The organism is Solibacillus sp. GQ1 (assembly GCF_059758555.1).
In genome coordinates, this window is record NZ_JCAXEX010000023.1 from 1 (window position 1) to 220 (window position 220).

Consider the following 220-nt stretch of genomic DNA (forward strand, 5'->3'; position numbering starts at 1 on the left):
TTATCCAGTTTTGAAAGAATGAAAATCATTAAAAAAGTACTTGACGATTGAAAAAAGTATGATATAATGAATAATGTCTTTTAAAGAAAATAGTCTAGTGATGATGGCAAAGAGGTCACACCCGTTCCCATACCGAACACGGAAGTTAAGCTCTTTAGCGCCGATGGTAGTTGGGGGCTTCCCCCTGTGAGAGTAGGACGTCGCTAGGCTGTATTACCCA

At 40.0% G+C, this 220-nt stretch carries 1 rRNA gene; it reads left to right on the top strand.

The window, feature by feature from the left end:
• Positions 1-93: 93 nt before the first annotated feature.
• A 5S ribosomal RNA gene (gene rrf, locus AC6CH1_RS19325) occupies positions 94-209 on the top strand.
• Positions 210-220 lie beyond the last annotated feature (11 nt).